Raw genomic sequence first — 21,771 nt, 5'->3', positions numbered from 1 at the left:
CCGGCGACGTGTAAACTGCTGCCTTTTTTGACGGTTTGCAGCATGGTGCAAGCACCTCCGCGCCCGGCGCTGAGCGGCCCGGCGCTCGTCCGGCTGCTCGCGCGCGTGGCCGATGCCGACGTCGCGGAATCCCGGCAGACGCTGTCCGACCGGCTGAGCCAGTGGCTCGGCTGGACCGACGCGATCACGCTGTCGTCCGCACTGAACGCGAGCCCGCCCGGCGTCGCGGCCGGCGTGCGCGGCTACGACGCGGAGCGCGACTGCGCGCGCGTGCGCCTCGAGCTCGCGCAGGCGATCACGGCCACCAACCGGCCGCGTGCGCGGCGCCGGCCCGGCGATCCGCCGCCGCCGGCCGCCGACACGGCCGATTTCGCGGACTTCCGCCAGCGTTATCTATCCCTGCAGCAGGACATGGAAACGGCGATCGGCCAGTTGCGCGGCCGCCTGCGGGTCGCGGTCGCCGCGCGCTCGTCCGGCATGGCGCGGCTCGCGACGCTCGACGCGATCATGGAGCGCGTGCTCGGCGCGCGCGAGCGCAGCCTGCTGTCGGCCATCCCCGCGCTGCTCGGCACCCGTTTCGGGCGGCTGCGCGACGCGGAGCGGCAGGCGCTGGCCGATGCCGAATCCGCGGCCGCGGCCGCAGCAGCCACGGCAAATCCAGCCGATGACGGCGCGGTGGTGGCCGACGCCACGGCTGTCGCGGCGATCGTGCCCGGCGCATGGCTCGATACGTTTCGCGACGAGATGCAAAGCATCCTGCTTGCCGAACTCGAAGTCCGGTTTCAAACGGTAGACGGGCTGCTCGCGGCCCTTCGCACCAGCTAATCAACACGCTATGTCCAGAATTCGCCTTGATCTCGTTGTCTTCGTCGCCGGTCTGCTCGCTGTGGGCTGGATCGGCGTCGGCTATGTCGCGTCGAACCCGCTGGCGTCGGCCGTCACGCTGCTGATCGCCGCGTGCTACGTCGCCGGCGCATGGGAACTGCTGCGCTACCGGCAGGCCACCGCCACGCTGTCGCGCGCGGTCGCCGGCCTGACCGAGCCGCCCGCGAAACTCGACACGTGGCTCGACACGCTGCACCCGGGCCTGCGCGGCGCCGTGCGCGCGCGGGTCGAAGGCGCGCGCGTCGCGCTGCCGGGCCCGTCGCTCACGCCTTACCTCGTCGGCCTGCTCGTGCTGCTCGGCATGCTTGGCACGCTGCTCGGGATGGTCGTCACGCTGAAGGGCACGGGCGCCGCGCTCGAAAGCGCGACCGATCTCGACGCGATCCGCGCGTCGCTGATCGCGCCGGTGAAGGGCCTCGGGTTCGCATTCGGCACGTCGATCGCCGGCGTCGCGACCTCCGCGATGCTCGGGCTGCTGTCCGCACTGGTGCGCCGCGAGCGGATCGACGCGGCCCAGCAGCTCGACGCGAAGATCGCGACGACGCTGCGCGTGCATTCGTCCGCGCACCAGCGCGACGAATCGTTCCGGCTGCTGCAGCGCCAGGCCGACGTGATGCCGGCGCTGGTCGACCGGCTGCAGACGATGATGACGACGCTCGAGGCGCGCAGCGTCGCGCTGCACGATCGCCAGATCGAAAGCCAGCAGGCGTTTTTCGACCGCACCGAGCGCGCGTATGCGGGCCTCGCGTCGAATGTCGGCGACGCGCTGAAGGAAAGCGCCGCCGAAAGCGCGCGCGTGGCCGGTGCCGCGCTGCAGCCGGTCGTCGCCGCGACGATGACCGGGCTCGCGCAGGAGATGGCCGCGCTGCGCGACACCGTGACGGGCGCCGTGCAGCGTCAGCTCGACGGGCTGACGGACGGCTTCGAGAAGACCACCGGCAACGTGACGGCCGTCTGGAACCGCGCGCTCGACGAACAGCGCCGCGCGGGCGATGCCGTCGCGCAGCAGCTGCAGACGACGCTCGGCCAGTTCACCGACACGTTCTCGCAGCGTTCGACGGCGCTGCTCGACGGCGTGGCGACGCGCCTCGAATCGACGGAAAGCCGCCTGTCGGAAGCATGGCGCGATGCGCTGTCGCGCCAGGAGCAGGTCGGCGAGACGCTGGCCGGCCAGCATGCGCGCGCGCTGGGCGAGGCCGCCGCGACGTTCGAACGCCATTCGGGCGCGACGCTTGCCGCGATGCGCGAGTCGCACGCGGGGCTGCAGACGCAACTGGCTGCACGCGACGAGGAACGTCTCGCCGCGTGGAACGACTCGCTGGCCGCGATGGCCGCGAAGCTCGGCGACGAATGGCAGCGTGCCGGCGCGCACAGCGCAGGCCGCCAGCAGGAAATCTGCGACGCACTGGCGCAAACGACGCGCGATCTCGCCGCACAGGCTTCGACGTTCGAGCAACGTTCGAGCGAGTTGCTGTCGACGATCCGCGATTCGCACACGGGCCTGCAGACGCAACTGGCCGCGCGCGATGAAGAACGCCTGTCCGCATGGAACGATTCGCTGGCCGCGATGGCAACGAAGCTCGGCGACGAATGGCAGCGCGCAGGCGTGCACAGTGCGGGCCGTCAGCAGGAAATCTGCGACGCACTGGCGCAAACGACGCGCGATCTCGCGGCGCAGGCTTCGACGTTCGAACAACGCTCGAACGCGTTGCTGTCGACGATCCGCGATTCGCATACGGGCCTGCAGACGCAGCTCGCGGCGCGCGACGAAGAACGCCTCGCTGCATGGAACGACTCGCTGGCCGCGATGGCGACGAAGCTCGGCGACGAATGGCAGCGGGCAGGTGTACACAGCGCGGGCCGTCAGCAGGAAATCTGCGACGCACTGGCGCAAACGACGCGCGACCTGACCGCACAGGCTTCGACGTTCGAACAACGCTCGAACGCGTTGCTGTCGACGATCCGCGATTCACACACGGGCCTGCAGACGCAACTGGCCGCGCGCGACGAAGAACGCCTCGCTGCGTGGAACGACTCGCTGGCTGCGATGGTCGCGAAGCTCGGTGACGAATGGCAGCGCGCAGGCGTGCACAGCGCGGGCCGTCAGCAGGAAATCTGCGACGCACTCGCACAAACGACGCGCGATCTCACGGCACAGGCTTCGACGTTCGAACAACGCTCGAATGAGTTGCTGTCGACGATCCGCGATTCGCACGCCGGCCTGCAGACGCAACTGGCCGCGCGCGACGAACAGCGCCTGGCGGCATGGAACGACTCGCTCGCCGCGATGGCCGCCGCGCTGCGCGACGAATGGGCGCAGACGAGCGCACAGGCCGCGACGCGCCAGCAGGACATCTGCGACACGCTGGCCCGCACCGCGAACGACATCACCGCGCAGGCGCAAGTGCACGCGAGCGACACGATCAACGAGATCGCGCGTCTTGTGCAGGCTGCCTCGGAGGCGCCGAAGGCCGCGGCCGACGTCGTCGCCGAGCTGCGTCAGCGCTTGTCCGACAGCCTGGTGCACGACACCGCGATGCTCGAGGAACGCAGCCGCCTGCTCGCGACACTCGAAACGCTGCTCGGCGCGGTCAACCACGCGTCGACCGAACAGCGCACCGCGATCGACGCGCTCGTCAGCACGTCGGCCGACCTGCTCGACCGCGTCGGCGCGCGCTTCAACGACACCGTCGATGCCGAGACGCGCAAGCTCGACTCGGTGGCCGCGCAAGTCACGGCGGGCGCCGTCGAGGTCGCGAGCCTCGGCGACGCATTCGGGATGGCCGTGCAGGTATTCGGCGAGTCGAACGACAAGCTGCTGACCCATCTGCAACGCATCGAGGCCGCGCTCGAGAAGTCGCTCGCGCGCAGCGACGAGCAGCTCGAGTACTACGTCGCGCAGGCGCGCGAGGTGATCGACCTGAGCATGATGTCGCAGAAGCAGATCGTCGAAGACCTGCAGCAGCTCGCCGGTCGGCGGGCGAGCGTCGGAGCGTAACGCATGCATGACGAAATCGACGGCGGCGCGTCCGCCGCGCCGGTGTGGCCCGCGTTCGCCGACCTGATGTCGGTGCTGCTCGGCGCGTTCGTGCTGATCCTCGTCGGCGTGATCGGCATGCAGCTTCAGCTCACGTCGAAGCTCGAGGAGGCCGTGCGTGCGCGCCAGCAGGAAGCGCAGCAGCGCAAGTCGCTCGAGCAGGCGCTTGCCGGGCCGCTCGCGGCCGGTCGCGTGACGCTCGTGAACGGCCGCATCGGCATCAGCGGCAACGTGCTGTTCGCATTGAATTCCGACCAGTTGCAGCCCGCGGGCCGTGACCTGCTGAAGACGCTGGCCGCGCCGCTCGGCGCCTACCTGAAGACGCGCGACGAGATCCTGATGATCAGCGGCTTCGCCGACGACCAGCAGGTGCATGCGGGCAACCGCCTGTTCGCGGACAACTGGGAACTGTCGGCCAAGCGCGCGTTGACGGTCACGCGTGCGCTGATCGACGCCGGCGTGCCGGCGTCGTCGGTGTTCGCGGCCGCGTTCGGCTCCGAGCAGCCGGTCAGCTCGAATGCGGACGATGAGGGCCGCGCGAAGAACCGCCGCGTGGAGATCGCGCCGGTGCCGCGCAAGTCGGCATCGAACGGAGGGAAGGCGAAGTGACCGGCGACGCGACGCACGTTCGCGCGACGCTCGACGCATGGCGCGAGCAGGGCGCCGACCGGCTCGATCCGGTGCGCTTTCACCGGATCGACGCGCTCGAACGGCGCGCGGCCGCGCTCGAAGGCGACGCGCGCGCGTTGCTCGATGCGCGGCTGGCGACGTTGCTCGAAGGCTTCGCGGAGATCGTTGCGCGCGCCGATGAAACCGCAACCGCAACAGCAACCGCGAGCGGCGCGGCAGGTACGCCCGTGCGCGGCGCGCTGGCGGAACTCGTCGAGCGGCTCGCGCGCGATGCGCAGGCCGACCGGCGCGGGCTCGATCCCGAGCTGGTCGACTACTTCCGCACGATGTGGTCGAAGGTCCGCACGGAACAGCAGTACCGCCAGTCGCTCGACCAGGTACCGCGCAACGCGGGGCCGCTCAATTCGAACAGTCTCGTGCACCGGTCGCTCGCGACGATGCGCGAGTTGTCGCCGGCCTATCTGCAGCAGTTCCTGTCGTATGTCGACGCGCTCGCGTGGCTCGAGGATCTCGCCGGCGGCGGCGCGCAGCCCGAGAAGGAAGCGCCGCGCGCGAAGGCGACCAAGCCGGCGAAGAAGGTGACGCGCGCGAAGGCGCGGTAACGCCGCGCGCGCTCACGAACGAACGCGGGTTGCTACCGGCCCGGTTCTGCCGCCTGGATGGCCGCGCGCAGTGCGTGCAACGCATCGGCGAGCGCCGACGCGAACGGCGGATGCGCGGCGATCCCCGCCGCGTCGAGCTGGCTCCCGAGGATCGGCAGCGTGATCGACGCGCGCTCGACGATGTTCGCCGACATCACCGACAGCGTCTCCCGCAGCGCCGCGTCCGCATGCGTCGCGCGTGGCGACGCATTCAGCACCGCGACCGGCTTGTACACGACGGCCTCGCATCCCACGATCCAGTCCAGCGCGTTCTTCATCACGCCCGTGACGCCGTGCGCGTATTCCGGGCTGGCGATCAACAGGCCGTCGGCGGCATTCACACGGTCGATCAGGTCGCGCACCGCGGCGGGCGACGGATATTCGGTATCGGGATTGAACAGCGGGAATTCGCCGAGACGATCGAAGCGCACGATGCGCATGCCGTGCGGCGCGACGCGCGTGGCCGCGTCGAGCAGCGCGGCGTTGTACGACTGCGCGCGCAGGCTGCCGCACAGCGCGACGATGTCGATGTGGCGGTCGGAGTCGGTTCGGGAATCGGTTGTCATCGAGATGCGTGTCGGTTGGCGCGTCGCGTAGCGGCGAGCGTCGCGCCGGTCGCACGGATTATCGCACCGGTGTTCGGGCGGCACCGGCCATCCCCGCCACGCGCGCGAATTCCCCGATCTCCCATCCATGACCGAGCATCAGCCGCCGCGTATGCAGCGCGCCGTGCACGTCGTCGGCGACGGTTTCACCGAGATAACGCAGCGCACGCCCGTCGATATCGACGAAGCCGTGCCGGTATTCCTGCGCGAGCGCCGTCCACAACTGCGCGGCGCCGATCGATTGGCGCGCGCCGCTGATCAGGCACAGGCCCGCGTCGAGCCCCCAGCGATACAACGTCGTCGCGAGCCCCCTGCGTTGCGCGGACCCGCGCAGCCGCGTATGCGGCGCGCGCAGGTAGCGGTCGGCGCGGCGCGGGATTTCGGGCAGGCGGTTGAACACCGTATAGCCGGCAAGCTGGCGCGCGGCCGGATCCTCGACATACAGGAAGTACTCGCCGTCCGCCTCGCGGTGGCGGACGATCAGGCCGGAGTGGCCGAGCGCGACGGCCGGCAGGCCGTGCAGGCGATGGCCGGGCTGGTGGAGACGCGCGTAGAGCGTGTCGAGTTCATCGTCGATGTCGTGCTGGGAATGCTGTACGTCGATACGCATGGCAAAGGTGGCCCGTCCCGGGCGGTCCGAGAAAGTGGTTCATCGCAAAGGGGGGAAGAAATGGCTGCGGCCCCCGGGCTCGGCGAAGCGAGCCGGGGCCGCGAATCAGCTGGGGATGTGCTGGAAACCGGCGGCGATCGCGGCGAGGCCCGCGATGCAGAGTGCGAACAGGATCAGGACTTTGTGGATCACGTCTCTCTCCTCAAGAATGCGCGGCGCCGGAGGGCGGCATCGCGGAGACGGTGAGCGGCGGGCACGGCCCGCGCGGCCGTCGTGCGGGACGACGGTCGAAGGTCCGGGCGACAAGCGCGCAGGTCGGGCGCCGTATCGCACGCGGACGGGCAGCACCATACGCGACGTGATTCGGGTGGGCAATCGGACAGAAGCTGAAAAGTGACGAAAGGCGGAGAATCGCGTCGTTTCGCGACAATTGGCCGCATGATGGCGTGCCGCCGCCCGAGCGGAAGGCGACGCGGGCCGGCCCGACAGCCTCCGCTGGCCGTGCGCACGCGGCTGGTGCCCGTCTGTCGAACCGACTACACTGCGCGGTCAACGCACACCGCAAGGATTCCTCCATGGGAGCCGGCCCGTCCACGGATCGCTAAGCCGCAACGACCTTCGTCCACCGGTCGTTGCGGCGATCTCCCGTTGTCCCTCGCTGACTAGGCAGATCGCCGCCAGATTCCCTTTTCTGAGCGGATGCCTCGTCATGCCTGAACAATCCACGCCCGCCTGGGCCTATTCGTTGCCATCGGCGCTCTTGCTGATGGCGCCTTTCGATCTTCTCGCGTCGCTGGCGATGGACGTGTACCTGCCGGTGATCCCGGAGATGCCGTCCGCGCTGGGCACGTCACCGGCTATCGTCCAATTGACGCTGAGTGTCTACATGGTCGTCCTCGGCTTGGGCCAGATGCTCTTCGGCCCGTTGTCGGATCGCGTCGGCAGACGGCCGGTGGTGCTCGGTGGTGCGCTGTGTTTTGCGGCGGCTTCGCTGGCACTTGCGATGGCCACCGGCGGCGGTCTGTTCGTCGCACTGCGCGTGCTGCAGGCAGTGGGCGCGTCGGCCGCGCTCGTCGCCACGTTTGCGACCGTGCGCGATGTCTACGCCGATCGCCCGGAAGGTCGCACGATCTACAGCCACTTCGGCGCGATGCTGGCGTTCGTGCCCGCGTTGGGCCCGCTGCTCGGCGCGGCCATCGCAGCCGCCTGCGGATGGCGCGCGATCTTCGCGACGCTCGGCCTGCTGGGTCTGCTGGCGTGCGGCCGTGCGTGGCCACGCTGGCACGAAACACGGCCGCGAACAGCGAACCGGCAGGGGCCGTCCGTCGCATCGATTCTCGGCAGCCGGCCCTTTCAGGTTCACACACTCGCGTTTGCCGCCGCGATGGGGGCGTTCTTCGTCTTCTTCTCTACCGCGCCGCGCGTGCTGGTCGGCGGGGTGGGCTATTCCCGCGTGGCGTTCAGCGTGGCCTTTGCGACTGTCGCGATCGTGATGGTCGTCGTGTCGCGCTTCGCAGGGACGTTCGTGTCGAGATGGGGCGAGGCCGGCTGCGTTGCGCGAGGGGCGCTCACGATGATGACGGGCGCGATCGTGCTGGCCGTCTGCACGGTCCTGACGAAGCCGTCGTTCGCGACGTTCGTGATGCCGATGTGGCTGGTTGCGGTCGGCATCGTGCTGATGTCGTCGGTGTCCGCGAACGGGGCGCTGCGCGATTTCGGCGATGCCGCCGGCAAGGCGGTTGCGCTTTACTACGCGGTGCAGGGCGTGATCGTCACTGGCGTGGGCACGCTCGCGACGCTGCTCTTCGACGGCGCTACCGCGTGGCCGCTCGCGGCCTGCTGCTTCGGCATGGGCCTCGCGAGCTTCGTCGCGATCACGGGGCTGACGCGTGCGACCGGTCGCGCGCATGACGGGCGCGACAGCGGCGTTCCGTTCGACTGAGCATGCCCGCCGCAACGCGCTGTGGTTTCGGGCCCGCGCGGCGCTTCGGTGAAGCGGCGGGGCAACTGGCCCCGCCATTGCCACCGTATCAAGCCGGCGCGCGCTGCCCGAATGCCTGCCTGATCCGTGCGAACAACCCGTGATGCTCGATCCATTCGGCATACGCGCGATAGTCGGGGTCGCGCATCAGGTGGCGCTCTTCCGTCTTCGCCCGCGTGTAGTAGATCAGGTTGACCGCGACGAGCCCCGCGCAGTGCATGAGTCCGACCTGCCAGCCGAGCGGCTCGACGAACGGCACCGACACCATCCAGTACGACAGGTTCTTCGTGATGTACGCCGGATGCTTCGTGAAGCGGTACGGGCCCGACGTGATGATCCCGCGGTTCGTCAGGTTCGAGAACCGCAGCCCGAACGAGATCGTGCACAGCGCGTAGGTCAACAGCAGCAGGATGATCACCGCGCCCCAGATCACGCGCAGCGTCGGGGCCGACATCAGCCAGTTGTCCCAGAACATCGAGCCTTCGTAGCGGATGTAGTTGTTCGAGAACAGCGACCAGAACGGCTGGTAGCACATCAGCGCGGCCACCCAGCCGAGCGTCGTCGGCTCGACGGTGCGCACGTGGCTGTCGAGGATGCGGAACGTGCACAGATAGCCGACCGTGCCGAACATCAGGTCCATCGTGAACGACAGGTCGTACATGAACACGAAGGTTGCGATCGTCATCGGCGCATGCATCGCGTTCGCGAGCGACGCGGTCAGGTGATCGGCGTCCTTCGACAGGTAGACGGTCATCAGCGGCAGGAAGAACGCCTTCACGCCCCAGCCGGCCAGCATCTCGCGCACCGGCTTCCAGCTTGCGGGCTGCTCGCGGCGGAACAGGAAGCGGCCCCACAGCAGGTACGCGTCGTCGGTCTCGCGCTGGTGGCGATCCATCCACGCGAAGTAGAACGGCGCGGCGACGATGACGTACGGCGCGAGCGAGCGCAGCAGCGTCCAGAACGGCAGGTAGAACTTGCCGTGGTATTCGGGCAGCAGCCAGTAGATCACGCCGATGCCGGCATAGATCGACGTCAGCGCGCCGAGCCGCGTCGCGACGCGCGCGATGCCGAGCGGCCGGACGGCCTGCCGCGACAGGCCCGCGCTCGGGCGCAGGTAGACGCGCGAGATGAAGATTTCGTGCAGCGCGATCGTGCCGATGATCGCGAGGCTGGCGATGACCGCGCGCGTGGCCGCGTCGAGGGCCGGCTGGTCGCGCGTGATCCACAGCGCGAAGAGCCCGGCGGCGATGCCGAGCAGGCCGGCGCGCAGCGGCGTGGCGGAACGGGGTGGGCGGTCCTGGACCGCGGCGATGCCGTCAAGCGTGGAATTCATGATCGGATCCTCGTACGGATGAGGGCCGGCGCCCCCGCTTGGCGGGTGACGCCGGCCGTCGGCCGGGCTTTGTATGGATGCGCGCCCGGCCATTGGCCTGTGGTTCTGATAGGTAAAGCGTTACTTCTTGTTGCCGCCGCCCAGCAGACCGCCCAGGAGGTTCGTCACCGGCGACAGCAGGTTGCCGGCGCCGCCCGCGGCACCCCCGCTCGAGCCGCCGGTCAGGCCGCCCACCACGGAGCCGCCACCCGCCGGCGTCGTGACCGAGCCGGCCGCACCGCCGGGGCTGGCCGTGCCGGTGGCGCCGGCGGCGCCTCCGGGCGTCGTCAGCGCACCCGTCACCGTGCCGACCGGGCCGCTCGACAGCAGGCCGCCGAGCGTGCCTGTCACGTTGCCGCCCGGCGTCGTGACCGTGCCGGTGAGGCTGGCGCCGAGCGGCGTCAGCGAGTTGACGAGGTTGGTGACCGGCGCGAGCAGGCCGCCGATACCCGCACCACCGGTGCCGCTGGTGCCGCCCGTGCCGCTCGTTCCGCCGGTACCGCTCGTGCCGCCCGAACCGAGGCCGCCGAGCGCACCCGTCAGCGAGCCGAGCAGGCCCGTGACCGGTCCGAGCGGGCCGCCGCTGCTCGTGCCGCTGGTGCCGCCCGAACCGCTCGAGCTGCCGCCCCCCAGGCCGCCCGTCAGCGTGCCGAGCAGGCCCGTGATCGGGGCGAGCGGGTTGCTGCCGCCCGTGCCGCTGCTGGAGCTGCCCGCGTTGCTGTCGTGGACGAGGCCGCCGGTGGACGTCACCGTGTTGCCGAGCTGCGCCACGACGCCGCCGAGCGCGCCGCCGACCGGGTTGTCGGTTGCGCCGCCGACCTTCGTGCCGGCGCTGGCGAGGCCGTTGCCGAGTGCGCTCAGCAGGCCGTTGAGCGGCGTGCCGAGCAGCGTGACGCCGCCGAGCGTCTGCGTGGCGCCCGGCGTCGTGACTCCGCCGGTCAGCGTGTTCGTGATCGGATTGATCACCTTGCCGACCTGCGTCTCGAGCTGCTGGACCGGCGAGCTGTTCAGCGCCGTGTTGAGGCCCGACGCGGTCGAGTTGACGGCGCCGCCGACGGTGTTGACGAGATCGCCGACGAGTGTCGTAACCGGCGACAGCGGCGACAGCGGGCCGGAACCGAGGCTCTTCACCGCGTTGCCGAGGTTGTTGACCGCGCCGCCGGTGCCGGTCAGCAGGCCGGTGGTCGACGTCAACGTCGGTCCGAGCGGGTTGGCCGACACGCCGATCGAGCCGAGGCCGGCCGCGACGCCGTTTCCGAGCGCCTGCACGCCGTTGCCCAGGCTCGTGACCGCGTTGCCGACGCTGGTGGCCGTCGTCGGGTTCGTGCCGGGGATCTGCACGCCGCCGATCTGCGCACCGCCGGTTGCGACCGTCGTGCCGAGTGCCGTCACGAGGTTGCCGGATTTCTGGAGGACATTGCCGAGGGGGGTGACGCCGGTGCCGGAGGTGCCTGAGGTGCCGGAAGTGCCCGACGTTCCGGAAGTGCCCGAGGTGCCGGAAGTGCCCGACGTGCCGGAGGTGCCCGACGTGCCGGAGGTGCCCGAAGTACCGGAGGTGCCGGACGTACCGGAGGTGCCGGACGTACCGGAGGTGCCGGACGTACCGGAAGTGCCCGAAGTACCGGAGGTACCCGACGTACCGGAAGTGCCCGACGTGCCGGAGGTGCCCGAAGTACCGGAAGTACCCGACGTACCGGAAGTGCCCGACGTACCGGAAGTGCCCGACGTACCGGAAGTGCCCGACGTGCCGGAGGTGCCCGAAGTACCGGAAGTGCCCGAAGTACCGGAAGTGCCCGACGTACCGGAAGTGCCCGACGTGCCGGAAGTGCCCGAAGTACCGGAAGTGCCCGACGTGCCGGAAGTGCCCGACGTACCGGAAGTGCCCGACGTGCCGGAAGTGCCCGACGTACCGGAAGTGCCCGACGTGCCGGAAGTACCCGACGTACCGGAAGTGCCCGACGTGCCGGAAGTGCCCGACGTGCCGGAAGTGCCCGACGTGCCGGAAGTGCCCGACGTACCGGAAGTGCCCGACGTGCCGGAAGTGCCCGACGTGCCGGAGGTGCCCGACGTGCCGGAAGTACCCGACGTACCGGAAGTGCCCGACGTGCCGGAGGTGCCCGACGTGCCGGAGGTGCCCGATGTGCCGGAAGTACCCGACGTACCGGAAGTGCCCGAAGTACCCGAAGTACCCGAAGTACCCGAAGTACCCGAAGTACCCGACGTGCCCGACGTACCTGAACTACCCGAAGTCCCGCCACCCGAAGTACCCGACGTCCCACCACCCGACGTCCCCGACGTCCCCGAGCTGCCGCCCGTCCCTGACGTGCTCGGCTTGATCGTCGGCGGCGTGGTCGGCCCATCGACCGAGCCGCAACCATAGAGTGCGAGCAGCGACGAGACGGCCATCGTTACCGTCGTCTTCTTGAAGAGTTTGTGCATGTTGGCCTCGACATTGGAAGTGTGTCCAAGCCTCCTCTGCAAATTCCGCGCCACGGCAGTATTCCCGAAATGGTGTCGCGCTTTATTGCAGGATTCGGGAATATACGTGCGATTTAAACGGCGTTCCGGCGGTTTCGCGCGACGGGCACGCAGGGTGCGCCGGCGCGGCGGTTGCGATGTTCCCGCACGCCGCCGTAACGCGTGGCGCGATGTTACGTAGCGTTCGACATCGCGTGACGCGGGCGGCCTCGAACCGAGGGCCGCATCTTTGACGAAACGCGCGGGCCCGATGAACATGGCGCGACATCCCCGGCTGGCGGCGCTGCCGCAACGACCACGACTCCACACAGGACACGGACATGAGCGAACAGGACAGGGAATACGGCAAGGCGCGACGCATCGACGTGATGGGCGAGGCGTTCGTCGAGCGTGCGATGCGCGACCTCGACGGTTTTTCGCGGCCGTTGCAGAACTGGCTGAACGAGCACGCGTGGGGCAGCACGTGGCAGCGGGGCGGCATCGACCTGAAGACGCGCAGCCTGTGCACCTGCGCGATGCTGGCGGCGCTTGGCCGCAGCACGGAACTGAAGGGTCACATTCGCGGCGCGCTCAACAACGGCGCGAGCCTCGTCGAGATTCGCGAGGTGTTGCTGCACAGCGCGCTGTACGCGGGCGCGCCGGCTGCGGTCGAGGCGTTCCGCAGCGCGCGGGAGGTGATATCGGATCTCGGGCTGCCGGTGCCCGACGACGAAACCTGATGCCGCGCCGGCGCCGGCGGCACGGCACGGAATCAGGCGCTGTTACGCGGTCCCGGCTTACGCGATGCGTGCCGACGGCGCGGCCACCTCGGCCGGCGCGGCGGCGACTTCGAGCAGCCAGTCGGCGGTGGCGTCCGGAATCGTGACCGGCAGCATGTGCCCGCCGTCGACGACCTTCAACCGCACGCGCGCCGATTTCTTCGCGAGCGCTTCGCCGTGCTCGCGCCAGTTCAGGATCGGATCGGCGCGGCCGTACAGCACGTCGACCGGCAGCGCGAGGTCCGGGTAGCGGCGTTCCATCGCGGGCAGGTCGACCGGCGCCGACAGCAGGTCGGTCGCCGTTGCGTAAAACACGTGCGGGCGCATCCCGAGCAACCCGCCGCCCTTGACCGGGAAGTCGCGCGGCACGTCTTCCGGCGCGAACACCTGGCGCACGGCCTTGCGGCCGGTCAGGATCGTCAGCGGAATCGCGAAGGTCCACGACACGAAGCGGCGCACCAGCGGCGACGGCAGCATCAGCGGCTTGAACGGCGCCGGCGGCTCGCTCTGCTCGTGCGACAGCGGCGCGATCAGTGCGAGCCGGCTCACGCGGTCCGCATGATTGAGCCCGACCGCGAGCGCGATCGCGCCGCCGAGCGAGTGGCCGACCAGCACCGGCTTGTCGAGCTTCAGCGCGTCGATGAACGCGGCGACCGTGCGGGCCTGCGCGAACACGTTCGCCTGCGAACCCGCGCCGCGGAGCGAGCGGCCGGCGCCCGGCCGGTCGATCAGGATCACGCGATGCTGCTGCGCGAGCCGCGCGAGCGGCAGGTACGCGAAATTGCGCAGTTGCCCCGCGAGCCCGTGGACGAACACGATCGGCGGGCCGTTGCCGTATTCGACGTAGTGGATGCGGTCGCCGCCGATGTCGACGAAGCGGCCTTCGGGCGGAAACGCGCGCGTCACGCGGCGGGCCACGTAACCGGTAAACAGCGCGAGCGCGGCGAGCACCGCGACGACGCCGAGCAGCACGTTCTGGATCAGATGGAGCGTAGGGGTCATGTCGGCCTCAGCGGGTTTCGAGTGCGGGTTCGGCAACCGGCGCCGTGACGGCCGGGCCGGCTTTTGCGCGGCGTTCGAACTGCATCGCCGAATCGGCGAGTCCGCTGAACTTCAGCGATGCGAGATCGAGCACGTAGTTCTGGTGGAATTTCCATGGCTTGCTGTGCCCCTGCTTCGGCAGGATGCCGGCCGCGCGCTGGATGTAGCCCGAGCTCAGGTTGACGGCCGGCACGTTGCCGAGGTCGCCGGTGCCGAGCCGCGGCACGCACGTGTCGTAGCCGTTCGCGCGCATGTGGTTGAGCAGCCGGCACACGTAGCGCGCGATCAGCTCGGCCTTCAGCGTCCACGATGCATTCGTGTAGCCGAACGACGACGCGAGGTTCGGCACGTCGCTGTACATCATGCCCTTGTACGACACGGTATCCGGCAGGTTGACCGCGCGGCCGTCGACGGTGACGCGCGCGCCGCCGAGCATCTTCACCTTCAGCCCGGTCGCGGTGACGATCACGTCCGCGTCGAGCTGCTGGCCGCTCTTCAGCTTGAGGCCTGTCGGCGTGAAGCGCTCGATCTCGTCGGTGACGATCGACGCGCGGCCCGCGCGGATCGCCTTGAACAGGTCGCCGTTCGGCACGAGGCACACGCGCTGGTCCCACGGCATGTAGCGCGGCGTCAGGTGCTTCGCGACGTCGAAGCCGGGGCCGACCTGCTTGCTGGCCGCGCGGATGATGAACTGCTTGGTCCGGTCTGGCTTGCGGCGCGACACGTTGTACAGGTACATCGTCAGCAGCACGTTCTTCACGCGCACGAGCCGGTGCGCGAGCCGCGACGGCAGCACGCGGCGCAGCGCGTTCGCGATCTTGTCGCGCGCGGGCAGCGACACGATGTAGGTCGGCGAGCGCTGCAGCATCGTCACGTGCCGCGCATCGGCCGCCATCGACGGCACGAGCGTGACGGCCGTCGCGCCGCTGCCGATCACGACCACGCGCCGGTTCGCGTACGACAGGTCCTTCGGCCAGTGCTGCGGATGCACGAGCTTGCCTTCGAACGTGTCCATCCCGGCCCAGTCGGGCAGGTAGCCGGCGTCGTAGTCGTAATAGCCGCTGCACATGAACAGGAAGCGGCAGGTGTAGACGAGCGTGACGGTCGCACCGTCCTGCGTGCGCTCGATGCGCACCGTCCAGCGTGCACGGTTCGAGTCCCAGTCGGCTGCGACCACCTTCTGGCCGTAGCGGATCGTCTTGTCGATGCCGTATGCGCGCGCGGTGTCGCGGATGTAGTCGAGGATCGTCTGGCCGTCCGAGATCGCCTTGTCGCTGTGCCAGGGCCGAAAGCTGTAGCCGAGCGTGAACATGTCGGAATCCGAACGGACGCCCGGATAGCGGAACAGGTCCCAGGTGCCGCCGATCGCGTCGCGTGCCTCGACGATCGCCACGCTGGCATACGGGCAGCGCTGTTTCAGGTGATACGCGGCGCCGATGCCGGACAGGCCGGCGCCGACGATCAGCACGTCGAGGTCGTTGCTTTCCTGGCGGGCGTCGGGGGCGGGCGGCGCGTCGCGCTGGTCGGTCGTCGTCGAGGTCATGCTGGGTCCTTGGTCGGCGTGGTCGGGCGCGCGGCCGGGGCGTGCGCGCGTTCAAGGTTGCGGGCGCGGGCGCGGCGCACATGGCGCAGCATCAGCCACTGGTAACCGGCGCCGAGCAGGCGCGCGATCCGGTCGAGCCGGCGCGCGTCGGCGCCGACGAGCACGCGGCGCGCATTGCGCTCGACCCCCGCGAGGATCTGCCGCGCGGCGTCGTCGGCCGTGGTCGCGTTGATCAGGCGGTTGGCCTGGCGTCGATGGGTCGCTTCGTTCTGGCCCGTGAGCGCATGGATGCTGGTATCGACGCGGCCTGCGTCGACGATGTTCGTCGCGACGCCGCCCGGATGCACGCAGGTCGCGCTCACCGGCGCGCCGTCGAGCTCGAGCTCCATCCGCAGCGCTTCGGTGAAGCCGCGCACCGCGAACTTGGTCGCGTTGTACGCGCTTTGGGTGGGCATCGCGACGAGGCCGAACAGGCTCGACGTGTTGACGATGTGCCCGTCGCCCGACGCGCGCAGATGCGGCAGGAACGCCTGCGTGCCGTGCACGACGCCCCAGAAATTGATGCCGACGATCCATTCGAGATCGGCGATGCGCGCGGTCTCGGCGCTGGCGGCCAGCGACACGCCCGCGTTGTTGAAGACCAGGTTGACCTTGCCGTGCTCGGCCCGCACGAAATCGGCCCACGCGAACACCGCATCGCGGTCGGCGACGTCGAGCCGCCGCGTGCTCACGCGCACGCCGTGCTGCGCGCAGGCGGCCGCCGTGCCGGCGAGCCCGACGTCGTTGACGTCGGCGAGTGCGACCTCGCAGCCGCGCCGCGCGAGCTCGACCGCGAGGCTGCGGCCCATGCCCGAACCGGCGCCCGTGATCGCAGCGACCTTGCCGGAAAACCCCTTCATCCGTCGTTCCTCCCGTTCCGCTTGCGCTGTACCGGCGGCGCATCTATTGTGGTGTTATTCGTCACCACTTTAGTTTTCGGGTGTCCTGATGTCAAATAGCGGAATGGAGAAAGCACTCGAAACGGAAAAAACGGAAAAAAGGGGCCGGTCGTATGGCGGCGTGGCGCCCGAGGTGCGGGCCGCGGAGCGGCGCGAAGCACTGATCCGCGCGGCGACGCGCGTGTTCGGCACGGTCGGGTTCCGCAAGGCGACCGTGCGGTCGATCTGCCAGGAAGCGAAGCTGAACGATCGCTATTTTTATGCGGCGTTCGACAGCACCGACGATTTGCTGCGCTGCACCTACCTGCATCACGCGCAGCAGCTGCACGAAGCGGTCGGGCGGGCGGTGGCCGAGCGCGGTGGCGATCTGCGCGAGAGCGTCGATGCGGGGCTCGCCGCGTTCTTCGCGTTCCTGCGCGACCCGTGCGCGGCGCGCGTGCTGCTGCTCGAGGTGATGGGTGTGAGCGCGGACACCGACATGACCTACCAGCGCATGCTGATCGACTTCGGCAAGCTGATCATGGCGATCGGCGCGCCGCGCGAAGCGGCAACACCGGCGGAGCGCACCGAGCAGCGGCTGATCGGGCTCGCGCTCGTCGGCGCGATGACGAACGTCGGCGCGGCGTGGCTGCTGACCGACTATCGCGATCCGGAGGCGCAGATGGTCGCGAGTTGCAGGAAGGTGCTGCTGGGGACGTTGCGGGAGGTGGGGTAACGGTAATGCGTGATTTGACGGTTCGCCATCAATCACGCGTTGATATGGGCGGCCAACCAGATCTTGGCCGGTTGCAAACAACGAGAGGTATGTCGTGGATATCGAATCGTCGGGAGCGTCTCAAGCAACGCTGGTGTTGCTGACGCTGTTGTCTCTAGGTGAGCGCGAAATCGCACAGGGCCATTTTCGTCCTGTCGAGTCCGTGTTTGCGGATATCGAGTGCTGCGACGAATGAGTCCCGAACGTAACGTCTTCCGGTTCGACTAACACGCTAACGCGTGCGGGGTCGCTTCGCGGCGATGACCCCCGCTGTCTCCCCGATCCTCGCCTTCATCGCGTCGACAAACGCCCGAACTTTCGGCGAAGGCAGCCGCGTCGACGGATACACCGCGTGAATCCCGGCCGGCGCCGAGCGCCACGCAGGCAGCAGCCGCACGAGCCGGCCCGCCGCGACGTCGTCGGCGGTCGAGAAATCCGTCAGCAGCCCGAAGCCGCCGCCCGCGAGCACGATCGCGCGGCACGCGGTGGCGGTGTTCGACACGACCGGCGCGACGCAGCGCACGGAAGCGGTGTTGCCGTTCGCGTCTTCCAGTTTGACCGTATGCGCGTGCGGCAGCGACGACAGCATCACGAACGGCAGCGCGGCGAGCGCATCCGGCTCTTGCGGCCGCCCATGGCGCGCGACGAACGCGGGGCTCGCGACCAGCCATTTCTCGTACGTGCCGAGCTGCACCGCCCGATAGTTCGAATCGGCGAGGCGGCCGATGCGGATCGCGACGTCGAGGTTGTCCGCGACGAGATCGACCACGCGGTCGTTCGCGACGAGTTCGACGTCGAGCCCCGGATGCCGGTCGCGCAATGCGACCACGGCAGGCGCGACGACCAGCGCGCCGTAGTCGATCGGCACGCTCACGCGCAGCGTGCCGCGCAGCGGCCCCGCGTCGGACGACACCGCGTCGAGCGCGCTTTCGGCGGCGCGCACGATGTCGCGGCACGCATCGTAGAACGCCCGCCCCGCGTCGGTCACGCTCAGCCGCCGGGTGGTGCGCACCAGCAGGTTCGCGCCCACCTCGGATTCGAGGCGCTGCATGTGCGTGCTGACGACCGTCTTCGCCAGGCCGAGCCGCTCGGCCGCGGCTGTCAGCGAGCCGGCGTCGACCACCGCGACGAAGATCGCCAGCCGGTTCAGGTTCACGTCGCGCAGATCGGCCATCGTCTATTGTCCTATGGAAGAGGATGATGTTTCAGCGATTATCCGTCTTCTGGTGACGAACGGCGAGCGCTACGCTGCGGTTGTGCGTCGCCGATCCCCGGCGGCGCGAGAGTCCGGAGCGTTTCCATGTCTGCCGCCAACAAGCCTGCTTCCCCGATCCGTGTGTATTCGTTCCTGCTGTCCGGGCACGCTCATCGCGTCCGGTTGTTCCTGTCGCTGCTCAGCCTGCCGTCCGAGACCGTCGACGTCGATCTGGCCGCCGGCGCGCAGCGCGAACCGGCGTTTCTCGCGCTCAATCCGCTCGGACAGGTGCCCGTGATCGACGACGGCGGCACGGTGATCGCCGACTCGAACGCGATCCTCGTCTACCTCGCGAAGCGCTACGGCGACGCGCACTGGCTGCCCGACGATCCGGCTGGCGCGGCGGTCGTGCAGCGCTGGCTGTCGTATGCGGCGGGGCCGATCGCATCGGGGCCGGCCGCCGCGCGGCTCGTGACCGTGTTCGGCGCGCAGCTCGACCAGGAGGCCGCCAAGCGCACGGCCGCCAAAGTGCTCGACGTGATCGACGGCGAGCTGGCCGGCAAGCCGTTTGCCGCCGGCGCGCAGCCGACGATCGCCGATATCGCCGCGTATTCGTACATCGCGCACGCGCCGGAGGGCGGCGTGTCGCTTGAACCGTATCCGCACGTGCGTGCGTGGCTGGCGCGCATCGAGGCGCTGCCGGGCTTCGTCGCGATGCCGACGACGCGCGTGGGCCTGCTCGCCGCGTAACGCTCATCGAAGCCGGGCCTGCTCAGGGAGAACGCAATGAACACCCCGACCACCGTCGTACCAGGCTGGGAACTCGACACCGCGCCGTTTCACGCGGGCGAGCTCGCCGTGCAGCAGCGCGCGGGCGTGACGGAGGCCGCGGGTTCGGCCGGCCGGCGCGGGATCCGGCGCTTCATGCCGGACCAGCACCGGACGTTTTTCGCGCAACTGCCGTTCTTCGTGCTCGGCGGCGTCGACGCGCACGGCCAGCCGTGGGCGACGCTGCGGGCCGGCGCGCCGGGGTTCGTGACGTCGCCCGATGCGCGCACGCTGCGCATCGCGGCGCGCGCGCTGCCGGGCGATCCGCTGGCCGGCGCGTGGCAACCGGGCGCGCCGCTCGGCGGGCTCGGAATCGAATTCGATACGCGACGGCGCAATCGCGTCAACGGCGTCGTGCGCGCGGTCGACGGCGATGCGCTGACGATCGCGGTCGAGCAGAGCTTCGGCAACTGTGCGAAGTACATCCAGGGGCGCAAGCCGACGTTCGTCGCACGGGAAGCCGATGCCTCAGCGCGGCCCGACGTGTCGGACGCGTTGAACGATGTCGATCGCGCGCTGCTCGCGCAGGCCGATACGTTCTTCGTCGCGAGCGCGAACACGTCGGCGGACGCGGGCGCCGCGCGCGGCGCGGACGTGTCGCATCGCGGCGGGATGCCGGGTTTCGTGCGCGTCGACGATGCGCGCACGCTGACGACGCCGGATTTCAGCGGCAACCGCTTCTTCAATACGCTCGGGAACCTGCAGCACGATCCGCGCGCGGGGCTGCTGTTCGTCGATTTCGACCACGGCGACCTGCTGTATGTGGCCGCGCGCGCCGAGATCGTGTGGGACGGGCCGCTCGTCGCGTCGTTCGAGGGCGCGCAGCGGGTCGTGCGGTTCCATGTGCGGGAAGTGCGGCGCATGCGCGCGGTGCTGCCGTTTCGGTGGTCGGCGGTCGAGCGTGCGCCGCAGTTCGCGGCGATGACGGCGGGTGTGGGCGCAAACGCAAACGCAAACGCAAACGCAAACGCAAACGCAAACGCAAACGCAAACGCAGGGGCAGGGGCAGGGGCAGGGGCAGGCGTGGTGGTATCGTCCGCATCCGCATCCGCATCCGCATCCGCATCCGCATCCGCATCCGCATTGCCGACCGCATCGGCGTCGGCACCCGCATGGCGCCCACTGCGAATCGCAAAGATCGTCGACGAAGCGCGCGCGATCCGCTCATTCCATTTCGAACCGGTGGACGGCGGCCCGTTGCCCGCCTACGAAGCGGGGCAGCACCTGACGCTGCGCATCCCGCTGCCCGGCAGCGATGCGCCGGCGATCCGCAGCTACACGCTCTCCGATGCACCGGGCGGCGCGCACTATCGAATCACCGTGAAGCGCGAAGGGCGCGTCTCGGCGTGGCTGCACGATCACGCGCACGCGGGCATGACGCTCGACGCGCAGATGCCGCGCGGCCGCTTCTCGTTCGATCTCGCGAGCCCGCGCCCGGCCGTGCTCGTGTCGGCCGGTATCGGCATCACGCCGATGATCGCGATGCTGCGCCGTGCGCTGGCCGACGCTCACTCGCCGCGCCGCGTGGTGTTCTTACACGGTGCGCGTGAAGCAGCCGATCGACCGTTCGCCGAGGAACTGGCACGCGTCGCCGCCACCGACGCGCGCTTGTCGCTCCACTGGTTCGACAGTCATCCTCACGAAGGCTCGGCAGCGCATGCCGGCCGCATCGATATCGCGCAGCTGAAGCGGATCCTTTCGTTCGACGATTACGATTTCTATCTCTGCGGGCCGTCGGCATTCATGCGCGACTTGTACGACGGATTGCGCGCACTGAACGTGCCGGACGAACGCATCCGTTTCGAGGCATTCGGGCCGTCGAGCGTGGCACGCAGCGCGACCCGCACGACTGCGACGCCGGCAGCGGCGAGCGTGCCGGTCGTCTTCCGGCGCACCGGCCGCGAAGCCGCGTGGACGCCCGCCGACGGCACCTTGCTCGAATTCGCGGAAGGGCAGCGCGTGGACGTGCCGTCCGAATGCCGTTCCGGGTCGTGCGGCACGTGCGCGACGCGCGTGCTGTCCGGCGCGGTCGACTACGAGCAGGCGCCCGACGCCACGGTCGAACCCGGTTGCGCGCTGCTGTGCGTCGCGCGGCCCGCGCAAGGGTCGGAACCGCTCGTGCTCGACCGCTGACGCACTCATGCGACATGCCGCCGCAGACGGCCTGCTGCGCGAAAAGCGCGCGCAACTGCTTCTTTTTTCGGATGCCGGTTGGATCGACGATAGCGTCAACCGATAGAGGAAAGGAGCGCAATCATGAAACTGCTCGGCATGATCAAACTGGTCCTGTGGAGTTTCTTCGGCGTACGCAACAGCAAGGCGCACGCGACCGATCTCGCGAACGCCAACTTCACGATGCTGCCGTTCGTGGCGATCATCCTCGCAGTGCTCGTCGGCGCGGTCATCTACGGCGTCGTGCACCTGGTCGTCGATCCGACCGTGACGATGCAGGGGTTCTGAGCAGACGGCCGACGA

19 protein-coding genes are annotated in these 21,771 nt (G+C 69.4%); 11 read left to right on the top strand and 8 right to left on the bottom strand.

Annotated elements, in window-relative coordinates:
- The first annotated feature begins 42 nt into the window (after positions 1 to 42).
- From CFB43_RS29010 to CFB43_RS28995, 4 genes are read left to right on the top strand one after another with little or no spacing between them, the layout of a single operon-like run.
- A complete protein-coding gene (locus CFB43_RS29010; protein ID WP_089497573.1) occupies positions 43 to 825 on the top strand; it encodes a DUF3348 domain-containing protein in 783 nt (260 codons plus the stop codon).
- A gap of 10 nt (positions 826 to 835) precedes the next feature.
- Positions 836 to 3,883, top strand: coding sequence for a DUF802 domain-containing protein (locus tag CFB43_RS29005; protein WP_089497572.1), 3,048 nt, complete (start codon positions 836 to 838; stop codon positions 3,881 to 3,883).
- Positions 3,884 to 3,886: 3 nt separating this feature from the next.
- Entirely contained in the window at positions 3,887 to 4,531 is a 645-nt protein-coding gene (locus CFB43_RS29000; protein ID WP_089497571.1) for an OmpA family protein, read from the top strand.
- Positions 4,528 to 5,154, top strand: coding sequence for a DUF2894 domain-containing protein (locus CFB43_RS28995; RefSeq protein ID WP_089497570.1), 627 nt, complete (start codon positions 4,528 to 4,530; stop codon positions 5,152 to 5,154). The genes CFB43_RS29000 and CFB43_RS28995 overlap by 4 nt, the downstream gene beginning before the upstream one ends.
- 32 nt (positions 5,155 to 5,186) lie before the next feature.
- Here the strand turns inward: CFB43_RS28995 and CFB43_RS28990 are convergent, their stop codons facing one another.
- The gene (locus tag CFB43_RS28990) at positions 5,187 to 5,759 is read right to left on the bottom strand and encodes an NADPH-dependent FMN reductase (protein WP_089497569.1); all 573 of its coding nucleotides are present in this window, start codon (positions 5,757 to 5,759) and stop codon (positions 5,187 to 5,189) included.
- Positions 5,760 to 5,817: 58 nt separating this feature from the next.
- Positions 5,818 to 6,408 (bottom strand): histone acetyltransferase, encoded by a 591-nt coding sequence (locus CFB43_RS28985; RefSeq protein ID WP_089497568.1) that lies wholly within the window; start codon positions 6,406 to 6,408, stop codon positions 5,818 to 5,820.
- A 709-nt stretch (positions 6,409 to 7,117) separates the two neighbouring features.
- On the opposite strand from CFB43_RS28985, the gene cml reads away from it, so the two are divergent.
- The gene (gene cml / locus CFB43_RS28980) at positions 7,118 to 8,350 is read left to right on the top strand and encodes a CmlA/FloR family chloramphenicol efflux MFS transporter (protein WP_089497567.1); all 1,233 of its coding nucleotides are present in this window, start codon (positions 7,118 to 7,120) and stop codon (positions 8,348 to 8,350) included.
- Positions 8,351 to 8,438: 88 nt separating this feature from the next.
- Here cml and CFB43_RS28975 read toward each other — a convergent pair whose 3' ends face one another.
- Together CFB43_RS28975 and CFB43_RS38965 are read right to left on the bottom strand one after the other, a co-directional pair.
- The gene (locus tag CFB43_RS28975; RefSeq protein ID WP_089497566.1) at positions 8,439 to 9,722 is read right to left on the bottom strand and encodes an isoprenylcysteine carboxylmethyltransferase family protein; all 1,284 of its coding nucleotides are present in this window, start codon (positions 9,720 to 9,722) and stop codon (positions 8,439 to 8,441) included.
- A gap of 120 nt (positions 9,723 to 9,842) precedes the next feature.
- Positions 9,843 to 12,200, bottom strand: coding sequence for a collagen-like triple helix repeat-containing protein (locus tag CFB43_RS38965; protein ID WP_089497565.1), 2,358 nt, complete (start codon positions 12,198 to 12,200; stop codon positions 9,843 to 9,845).
- Positions 12,201 to 12,559: 359 nt separating this feature from the next.
- On the opposite strand from CFB43_RS38965, the gene CFB43_RS28965 reads away from it, so the two are divergent.
- Positions 12,560 to 12,958, top strand: a complete 399-nt coding sequence (locus CFB43_RS28965; RefSeq protein WP_089497564.1) for a carboxymuconolactone decarboxylase family protein — start codon at positions 12,560 to 12,562, stop codon at positions 12,956 to 12,958.
- 57 nt (positions 12,959 to 13,015) lie between these two features.
- On the opposite strand, the gene CFB43_RS28960 is transcribed toward CFB43_RS28965, so the two are convergent.
- From CFB43_RS28960 to CFB43_RS28950, 3 genes are read right to left on the bottom strand one after another with little or no spacing between them, the layout of a single operon-like run.
- Positions 13,016 to 13,999, bottom strand: a complete 984-nt coding sequence (locus CFB43_RS28960; RefSeq protein WP_089497563.1) for an alpha/beta fold hydrolase — start codon at positions 13,997 to 13,999, stop codon at positions 13,016 to 13,018.
- Positions 14,000 to 14,006: 7 nt separating this feature from the next.
- A complete protein-coding gene (locus tag CFB43_RS28955; RefSeq protein ID WP_089497562.1) occupies positions 14,007 to 15,581 on the bottom strand; it encodes a flavin-containing monooxygenase in 1,575 nt (524 codons plus the stop codon).
- Positions 15,578 to 16,480: an SDR family NAD(P)-dependent oxidoreductase gene (locus tag CFB43_RS28950; RefSeq protein ID WP_089497561.1), complete on the bottom strand. Its 903-nt coding sequence runs from the start codon at positions 16,478 to 16,480 to the stop codon at positions 15,578 to 15,580. The genes CFB43_RS28955 and CFB43_RS28950 overlap by 4 nt, the downstream gene beginning before the upstream one ends.
- A gap of 103 nt (positions 16,481 to 16,583) precedes the next feature.
- Here CFB43_RS28950 and CFB43_RS28945 point away from each other — a divergent pair, with 103 nt between their 5' ends.
- Positions 16,584 to 17,234 carry a TetR/AcrR family transcriptional regulator gene (locus CFB43_RS28945; protein WP_226205681.1) on the top strand — a complete coding sequence of 217 codons (651 nt, stop codon included), beginning with the start codon at positions 16,584 to 16,586 and terminating at the stop codon, positions 17,232 to 17,234.
- Positions 17,235 to 17,328: 94 nt separating this feature from the next.
- Positions 17,329 to 17,469, top strand: a complete 141-nt coding sequence (locus tag CFB43_RS38565) for a hypothetical protein (protein WP_179254919.1) — start codon at positions 17,329 to 17,331, stop codon at positions 17,467 to 17,469.
- A gap of 36 nt (positions 17,470 to 17,505) precedes the next feature.
- Here CFB43_RS38565 and CFB43_RS28940 read toward each other — a convergent pair whose 3' ends face one another.
- Complete coding sequence (locus CFB43_RS28940; protein WP_089497559.1) at positions 17,506 to 18,447, bottom strand: LysR family transcriptional regulator; 942 nt, start codon at positions 18,445 to 18,447, stop codon at positions 17,506 to 17,508.
- Between the two features lie 126 nt (positions 18,448 to 18,573).
- Between CFB43_RS28940 and CFB43_RS28935 the strand changes: the two genes are divergently transcribed.
- The 3 genes from CFB43_RS28935 (at position 18,574) to CFB43_RS28925 (ending at position 21,756) form a co-directional block, all read left to right on the top strand.
- Entirely contained in the window at positions 18,574 to 19,218 is a 645-nt protein-coding gene (locus CFB43_RS28935) for a glutathione S-transferase family protein (RefSeq protein ID WP_089497558.1), read from the top strand.
- A 36-nt stretch (positions 19,219 to 19,254) separates the two neighbouring features.
- The gene (locus tag CFB43_RS28930; RefSeq protein ID WP_089497557.1) at positions 19,255 to 21,429 is read left to right on the top strand and encodes a pyridoxamine 5'-phosphate oxidase family protein; all 2,175 of its coding nucleotides are present in this window, start codon (positions 19,255 to 19,257) and stop codon (positions 21,427 to 21,429) included.
- A gap of 123 nt (positions 21,430 to 21,552) precedes the next feature.
- Complete coding sequence (locus CFB43_RS28925; protein WP_043178166.1) at positions 21,553 to 21,756, top strand: DUF2970 domain-containing protein; 204 nt, start codon at positions 21,553 to 21,555, stop codon at positions 21,754 to 21,756.
- Positions 21,757 to 21,771: the final 15 nt, after the last annotated feature.

This window comes from Burkholderia sp. AU15512 (genome assembly GCF_002223325.1).
Classification (GTDB): Bacteria; Pseudomonadota; Gammaproteobacteria; order Burkholderiales; family Burkholderiaceae; genus Burkholderia.
This window is presented reverse-complemented; position numbering and strand designations above follow the sequence as displayed.

Bases quoted from the DNA above. Each gene is read 5' to 3' on its own strand.
- CFB43_RS29010 (WP_089497573.1), top strand. From the start codon at position 43: ATGGTGCAAGCACCTCCGCGCCCGGCGCTGAGCGGCCCGGCGCTCGTC.
- CFB43_RS29005 (WP_089497572.1), top strand. From the start codon at position 836: ATGTCCAGAATTCGCCTTGATCTCGTTGTCTTCGTCGCCGGTCTGCTC.
- CFB43_RS29000 (WP_089497571.1), top strand. From the start codon at position 3,887: ATGCATGACGAAATCGACGGCGGCGCGTCCGCCGCGCCGGTGTGGCCC.
- CFB43_RS28990 (WP_089497569.1), bottom strand. From the start codon at position 5,759: ATGACAACCGATTCCCGAACCGACTCCGACCGCCACATCGACATCGTC.
- CFB43_RS28985 (WP_089497568.1), bottom strand. From the start codon at position 6,408: ATGCGTATCGACGTACAGCATTCCCAGCACGACATCGACGATGAACTC.
- cml (WP_089497567.1), top strand. From the start codon at position 7,118: ATGCCTGAACAATCCACGCCCGCCTGGGCCTATTCGTTGCCATCGGCG.
- CFB43_RS28975 (WP_089497566.1), bottom strand. From the start codon at position 9,722: ATGAATTCCACGCTTGACGGCATCGCCGCGGTCCAGGACCGCCCACCC.
- CFB43_RS38965 (WP_089497565.1), bottom strand. From the start codon at position 12,200: ATGCACAAACTCTTCAAGAAGACGACGGTAACGATGGCCGTCTCGTCG.
- CFB43_RS28965 (WP_089497564.1), top strand. From the start codon at position 12,560: ATGAGCGAACAGGACAGGGAATACGGCAAGGCGCGACGCATCGACGTG.
- CFB43_RS28960 (WP_089497563.1), bottom strand. From the start codon at position 13,999: ATGACCCCTACGCTCCATCTGATCCAGAACGTGCTGCTCGGCGTCGTC.
- CFB43_RS28955 (WP_089497562.1), bottom strand. From the start codon at position 15,581: ATGACCTCGACGACGACCGACCAGCGCGACGCGCCGCCCGCCCCCGAC.
- CFB43_RS28950 (WP_089497561.1), bottom strand. From the start codon at position 16,480: ATGAAGGGGTTTTCCGGCAAGGTCGCTGCGATCACGGGCGCCGGTTCG.
- CFB43_RS28945 (WP_226205681.1), top strand. From the start codon at position 16,584: ATGGAGAAAGCACTCGAAACGGAAAAAACGGAAAAAAGGGGCCGGTCG.
- CFB43_RS28940 (WP_089497559.1), bottom strand. From the start codon at position 18,447: ATGGCCGATCTGCGCGACGTGAACCTGAACCGGCTGGCGATCTTCGTC.
- CFB43_RS28935 (WP_089497558.1), top strand. From the start codon at position 18,574: ATGTCTGCCGCCAACAAGCCTGCTTCCCCGATCCGTGTGTATTCGTTC.
- CFB43_RS28930 (WP_089497557.1), top strand. From the start codon at position 19,255: ATGAACACCCCGACCACCGTCGTACCAGGCTGGGAACTCGACACCGCG.
- CFB43_RS28925 (WP_043178166.1), top strand. From the start codon at position 21,553: ATGAAACTGCTCGGCATGATCAAACTGGTCCTGTGGAGTTTCTTCGGC.